At 49.1% G+C, this 7,080-nt stretch carries 6 protein-coding genes; 2 read left to right on the plus strand and 4 right to left on the minus strand.

Annotated elements, in window-relative coordinates; all coding sequences use genetic code 11:
• Nucleotides 1–9: 9 nt before the first annotated feature.
• Both OEM52_03270 and OEM52_03275 read right to left on the minus strand, forming a co-directional pair.
• Nucleotides 10–1,743 (minus strand): cation:proton antiporter, encoded by a 1,734-nt coding sequence (locus OEM52_03270; GenBank protein ID MDK9699159.1) that lies wholly within the window; start codon nt 1,741–1,743, stop codon nt 10–12.
• A gap of 114 nt (nt 1,744–1,857) precedes the next feature.
• Nucleotides 1,858–2,343: an RNA polymerase sigma factor gene (locus OEM52_03275; GenBank protein ID MDK9699160.1), complete on the minus strand. Its 486-nt coding sequence runs from the start codon at nt 2,341–2,343 to the stop codon at nt 1,858–1,860.
• Between the two features lie 170 nt (nt 2,344–2,513).
• Between OEM52_03275 and OEM52_03280 the strand changes: the two genes are divergently transcribed.
• Nucleotides 2,514–3,164, plus strand: coding sequence for a hypothetical protein (locus OEM52_03280; protein ID MDK9699161.1), 651 nt, complete (start codon nt 2,514–2,516; stop codon nt 3,162–3,164).
• Between the two features lie 227 nt (nt 3,165–3,391).
• Entirely contained in the window at nt 3,392–4,759 is a 1,368-nt protein-coding gene (locus OEM52_03285; protein MDK9699162.1) for a dipeptidase, read from the plus strand.
• A gap of 191 nt (nt 4,760–4,950) precedes the next feature.
• Here OEM52_03285 and OEM52_03290 read toward each other — a convergent pair whose 3' ends face one another.
• Together OEM52_03290 and OEM52_03295 are read right to left on the minus strand one after the other, a co-directional pair.
• The gene (locus tag OEM52_03290; GenBank protein MDK9699163.1) at nt 4,951–6,141 is read right to left on the minus strand and encodes a T9SS type A sorting domain-containing protein; all 1,191 of its coding nucleotides are present in this window, start codon (nt 6,139–6,141) and stop codon (nt 4,951–4,953) included.
• A partial coding sequence (locus OEM52_03295) for a hypothetical protein (protein ID MDK9699164.1) occupies nt 6,114–7,080 on the minus strand: 967 nt, incomplete at its 5' end. The genes OEM52_03290 and OEM52_03295, both read right to left, overlap by 28 nt.

A 7,080-nucleotide genomic window follows, 5' to 3' on the forward strand; every position in this document is an offset into this window, starting at 1 on the left:
GGATATTCCTTAACGCTCCGATCCAATTTGATGGTTTTTGACGTCGATCCGTGCTTTTTTCAACAACTCGAATCGTTCACTCCGTTCGAACTCGGTGAGTTTGAGAACCTTGGCGAGCATCGCCAATCCCGCCTCTACCTCTTCAACAACCACATCAGTCGCCCCCAACATTAACAAGGAATCCGAATCGTTGAGATACTTCGTGCGCACGAACACTGGTGTGTTCGGGGCGTTTTTTCGAGCATACGCGATAGCTCGCTCCGCCGCCTTGTGATCATTTATCATTAATACTAAACCGCGGGCGCTCTTGACATGAGCGTTCTCCAACGCTTCGGGCGTAGCGATGTCGCCGTAATAAACCGGTTCACCAAGTTGCCGCGCCTCACGCACCCGGGTCACATCGAGTTCGATAACGAGATATTGCACGCCTACTCTCTTCAGTGCTCGCGCGAGCGCTTGCCCTCCGATACCGAAGCCAACGATAACGACATGATCGCGGTACTTGCTGTGAACCGGGGACGGATTGTCGATGCCGCGTACGCCTAGGATGCTTTCCAACCGGCGAAGTTTGAGGGCGCCTGCTGTAAATTTGGGCGACAGACTAATAACCATCGGAGTTACAATCAAAGTCAGAATTCCGGCGTTCAGTAACAACGCAGCCTCATTCGAATCAATGATTCCGAGCTGCTCTCCGGCTTTCATCATAATAAAGCCGGTTTCTCCAAACTGTGCGACTCCCAAGCCTGCAATCGTTGCGATTTGAAGCGGAAACCGCATCAGCGCATATCCAAACGAAGCAATCAGCGCCTTGCCAAACAACAGTACGACAAATAACAACCCGATAATCAGCAGATTTTGCATTGCGAACCGGAAATCGAACATCATTCCAACCGAAATGAAGAAGAAACTGGTAAAAATGTCTCGTAGGGTGTGCACGTTTGCTGTTGCGCGGTGACTGTGTTCGGTGTCGGCGAGGATCATCCCAGCGAGAAATGCTCCGAGAGAAAGCGATAAACCGATGTACGAGGTGAACCAAGCCGTACCGATGCACAGAGTGATAACCGTAAACAGGAACAGCTCGCTGCTACGCAATCGATCGACTTTTTCAAACAGCTTTGGTACCGCCCACCGCGAAATAACCAGTATCAATACTATGATAATCGCGGCTTTCATCATGGCGAAACTGATATCGAAGAGCGGATTCCCCCCACCATCGCCAGCAAGAATCGGTAAGATTAAAAACATCGGAACGATACAAAGGTCCTGAAAAATGAGCGTTCCAATAATGATTCTTCCGTGTGGCGCATCAATTTCTTGACGGTCGGTCAACGTCCGCAATACAACTGCCGTACTTGACGATAACGCGAAAGCAATGCCATAAAAAAGCGATTTCTCCATCGATTGATCGAAGTATAACGCCAAACCGGTGACGACCGCTGTTGTTAAGCCTACTTGCAACGTACCACCAATCGAGATCAATCCCCAGATTTTGATTAACCGTTTTAACGAATATTGTAAACCGATCGAAACCAGCAACAGAACGACGCCAAATTCGGCATACAACTGGATATGGGCTTTTTCGTCAACAAGTGAGAAGCCGTGGGGACCAATTAATACCCCAGCAATCAGAAGAATAGTGATAATGGGAAACTTGAATCGGGAAAGGATAAGTGAGGTTAAAACACTCACGCCGGCGACCACAATTAATTCTCTGAACACTTCTACTGTTATGGGATCCTGCATTACTTGGAGTTCTCCGTTCCTTACTCTCGAATATCGTCAAGACATATCGCTACTGTGAACAGCGATACACATTGATATCGCACGGTTGAATCGGCGAAGAAAGGTGACGTGTGGCTATTCGCCAGATGCGGCAATCATTCGTTGGCGCGCGCGATGCAAGTGACTCTTCACAGTACCTTCCGCTTGCTCGACGATTTCGGCTATCTCGGAAATTGAGAAGTTTTCCAAATAGAACATCGTTACGACCGACCGCTGCAATGGTGTAAGCGTCGCTAACATCCGCTCGATCCGTTCCCGTTGGTCGAGTGCGACATCGGCTGGGAGGGCAGGATCAGCATCAACCTCTTCGAGTAGTTCAGCGGTATCAACCCTACCAAAGGCTTTCGCACGCTCACGGAGTGCGGTACGATAAGCAATCTTCCAGACCCAAGTCGAGAGTGCACTTTCGCCGCGAAACGAGGCTAATCCCTGCCAAACGGATATCCATACTTCCTGTAATACGTCAGGGACCCGTGATCGGTTCGGAAGCAAGCGGGCAAGCAGAGTCGCGATTTTGGGGGATTCGCGCTCTACCATCGCAGAGAATTCCGACTGACTCATTAACAAGCGTCTGTCCTTGGATTGGAAGAAACTGTACAAAATGGGAATATCGCGCCGCTAATCCAAGTCTGATTGGAATATGTTTGATTGTTGCAACCGGTGCAACCTTTTATTAACATCGGCACACACACTACTTGAACACAGTCACGGAAATGCCGTAAGGAGGTATCATGGCAACGCAAACTTCGACAGCAACCCCTCCCGCCGTCCCAGCGACGGCGTCTATCACCGATAGCGCGAATAAAAAAGTGAAAATCAGTATTGATGCTGCCACGGGAAAAACAAACAAGGTTGTTATCGTCGGCAACGATACAGTCGCAGACATCAACATCAGTAAATCCGATACCGATCCAGCAATAACTATCGATGCGGGTGATTTCCCGCACGAAGTGGCACGCGGTTTCAAAGAGTCGGGTCTCGACATGGTAGCATTACTTGTACCACTTGGCTTCTTCGCCGCATGTGCTTTTATCGTTTGGATTGTTATTCGCAATTATCAAAGACGGGTGGAGATGCAACATGAAGAGCGAATGGCGGCAATCGAGAAGGGGGTAACTTTACCATCTGATGTGAACGTAATGAAGCTCATTGAGAAAACCGATAACGTGAAAGTTCACAACCCCTACAAGTGGCCGCTCATTCTCACTTTTGGCGGTCTTGCATTGATTGTTGCCAATATGCTCCAAGGAGATTGGGACGATTTTGGCTTCGGATTAGTGTTAATGGCGATCGGTGGTGCACTCTTCTTCGCCCATTTTCTGCGGAACCGGGAGCGCAATGGAATTTTACCACCCCGCCCGCCAACACCACCAAATCTGTAGTGAATCGAAGTAGTTTTCCTTCGCATCATTTCGCGGAGACAGCGGAAGCGGGGTGCTTGAAGCGGCATCCCGCTTTATTTTTCCCATTGTTGGCTGGATCACATTGAAAGTGTGACGGTGGAGATTCCCGTTTTTTACCTTACATTGAGAAGATTACTTTGCACTGCATTCGGGCACGGTAATCGGTTGTATTTTCTACCCATTTGTTTTCGTAGTTAGGAGCTTGCATGACCCCGCTTCGTTACATCGACGCTCACCGACAACTATTCCTTGACGATTTGTTTACGTTTCTTCGCTTTCCCTCAATTTCCACCAGCCCGGAGAACCGGGTTGATGTCCATCAGTGTGGAAAGTGGCTCGCGGATAAGTTTACCAGTCTCGGTTTTACTAACATCAAGTTGAATGAAACGCCCGGACACCCCATCCTCACCGGAGAATGGATGAATGCCGGCGCGAGTGCCCCGACAATTTTGTTGTATGGCCATTACGACGTCCAACCGGTCGATCCGTTGGAGCTATGGTTAAAAGGCCCCTTTGAGCCGTGGATCGATGGCGACCGGATCTATGCCCGTGGCTCGGCGGATGATAAAGGGCAGGTTTGGATTCATGTCTGTGGTTTGGAAGCACAACTCAAGACCAATGGAAAACTTCCCGTCAATGTGAAATTGCTGATCGAAGGGGAAGAGGAAATCGGCAGCCCGAATCTGGTGACCTTTGTCGCTTCTCATAAAGATGAGTTGAAAGCGGACATCGTCGTCATTTCCGATACCGGAATGTTTGCTGACGATTTACCGACACTTGCCTATGGACTGCGGGGACTTGCCTACTTCCAAATTGATTTAGAGGGACCGAACCGCGACCTGCACAGCGGTCAATACGGCGGCGCGGTTGCCAACCCAGCGTTTGAGTTAGCTCGGATTATCGCACAACTGAAGACGCCGCAGGGTGTTGTGACGATTCCGGGATTTTATGATGCCGTTCGCGCACCTACCTCGGAAGAACGGAAAGAGTGGGCGACGCTGCCCCACAGCGATACCGAGTACATGGCGGAATTAGACGTCGATGCGATTCCCGGCGAACAATCTTTTTCGACACTGGAGCGGTTGTGGGTACGTCCGACATTGGAAGTGAATGGTCTGCTCTCCGGTTTTACCGGGGAAGGTGCTAAAACCGTTCTACCGGCAAAAGCGATGGCGAAAATCTCCTGCCGGTTAGTACCGGATCAAGATTTCAAAGACATTGAAGAGAAGTTTGTCGCATTTGTCACTTCACTCTGCCCTCCCGGCTGTAAAATGAAAGTTACTAAACATCACGGTGGACAACCGGTCATCACCGAACGAGAAAACTCCTTCGTGAAAGCTGCCGAGCGAGCATTGAAGGACGCTTTTGGGAAAGACCCGGTGTACACTCGAATTGGCGGCTCGATTCCGATTACAGCAGCGTTTAAAGAAACGCTTGGCCTCGATACGGTGCTGCTGGGATTCTCGCAACCGAATGAAAATGCACACTCACCGAATGAATGGCTCAGTCTGAAGAATTTCGAACGCGGCGTTGTCACTAGCGCCCTCTTCTGGGAAGAAGCAGCGAAGCAGTGATCTCGTAGCCGCGATATTCCTGTCGCGGTTTAGGTAATGGTATTCGTAGGGGCGGCTGGCAGCCGCCCTTTCGCATTTCGGTACTGGTAATCGCATTTGGGTACCGGCAATTCTCCAGAATTGCATCTTCTTTGTACAGGTCAGGAGACCTGTCGGTACCCATCGTAGGGGCGTGCCGCGCACGCCCTTTTTTATTTGAGCAACAGCAATTTACTGGTCTGCGTGAAATTGCCGGACTGTAACCGGAGGAAGTAGGTTCCGGTTGATAGCGATTTTCCATCGAAGGTCACAGTGTACATACCGGGATTCTGATGGAAGTTGACGAGGGTGGCAACTTCGCGACCGGACACATCGTACAATTTCAAATCGACGGCGCCCGTTTTAGGAATCGTGTATTCGATGGTCGTCGTCGCATTAAACGGATTGGGATAATTCTGTTTGAGCGAACACTCTTGTGGTATTCCATCCCCGACGCGATCCACCACACCGAGCGCTTGCGAACAGTCGTAGATGCCGAGGTTTCCTCCATCCGCAACAAACAGGTGATTTCCATTCACAGTAATCCGGCTAGCATTCCCTTGGGTATTGTAGTATCCGACTTCATGGGGAGCGAGTGAATTGGAAACATTCACGATTCGTATACCCTCCGAGTAGTCGGCGAGATAGGCATAAATCCCACTCTTTACGACGTGACTCATCGTACCGGGCGTATCCAGAAATCCGACTTCGTGGGGATTGACCGGATTTGAAACGTCGATTATGCGCAGACCAGAAGTGTAATCGGCGACATAGGCATACGCGCCATCGACATCGACATCCATCGAAAAACCGGGCGTATCGTAAAATCCTATCTCGAGAGGATGTACCGGATCTTGAATAGAAATCACTCGGAGTCCGCGTTGGTAATCGGCGACATAGGCATAATTACCGGATAGTTTAACACCGAAAGCAAAATCGGGAGTAGTCACACTGCTAATCTCATAGATACTTTCCGGATTGCCACAATGAAGAATCCGCAGACCGCCAATCTGGTCGGCGACGAAGATGAGGGAATCTCTTACCTCGAAATCTTGCGGAACATCAGGTAGATCGCAATCTTCCAATCGAATCAGCGAATCCGGATTGGAAATGTTATAGAGAGTTACCTTACTCACCCAGGCGGTATCGACATCTTGAAAAGACCCGACTACTGCAATGTTTCCACTTATCGTTACTGCGGTTATTGTACCCGGTTGTTCAAACCGCGCAGCATGTTGCGGATGGCTCGGATCGGAAACATTGACTGTTCGCAGATAGTCGCCATCGGTGAGATATGCGTAATTGCCAGTTAAGTCTACATCTACGACATTATAGGTTAGACACCATCCAGCAACGAGCGGCATGTTCGGCAAACTACGATATAACAAACCCTGCTTGCCGCATGCGGTGTAATAGAAACGATTGGAAATGGAGAAATCGGAGTAATAGTCTCCGGTAAAATCATCCGAACCATATTGACTACTCTGATGTATCCAAAACTGTCCGGATTGGCTACATCGAGGATGCGCTGATAATACTCACTATGAAATGTTGGATGCGGAAATTGCTCATCCGACCAACCGTAATAACTGCTGATGTAGGCGTAGTTATCGGATACGGTAAAACAAAAGATTGCGCTTCCTCTTGATCTGAGACCGCCTTGTCCACTTCCCGCTTCCCTGTAATCACCTCTGATTTGAGGATTCGCTGGGTTGGTAACATCGATCACCTGTAAATATCCAATTAAAGTAAACACGCCGCTTTGTCCAGTGACATAAGCATAGTTACCAGAGACTTCGACATTGGATGGATTACTCATTGTATTAGGAATACTTATTAAAACCATTTGTGCCGGATTCGCAACATCGATGATAGATAAACCTCCATAGATTACGTAGGCGTAGTTACCAGAGATCGCGACATCACGAGCAAAAGCGCCCTGAACGAAATATGTTCCAACGAATTGCGGGTTTGAAGGATTCGATACATTGATAGCGTGCAATCCCGAACTTCCATCGGCGACGTAAGCAAAATTGCCCGAAATCGCTACACAGTTCGCTATTCCTGGGGTATCATAAAAACCAACTTCGTGAGGATTCGTCGGATCGGCGACATTGATAATTCGCAAACCGAAACTCCCATCGGCGACATATACAAAACTATCGGCAACAGCTAACTCCAATGCTGACCCTGGCGTATCGCAATATCCCAATTCCTGAGAATGAGCAGGATTGGTTGTGTTTACGATACGGATTCCAGAATTCCCCAGGGAAACATAGCAGTAATCGCCAGCGGTGGCGACT

Source organism: bacterium (genome assembly GCA_030247525.1).
Taxonomy (GTDB): domain Bacteria; phylum Electryoneota; class JAOADG01; order JAOADG01; family JAOADG01; genus JAOTSC01.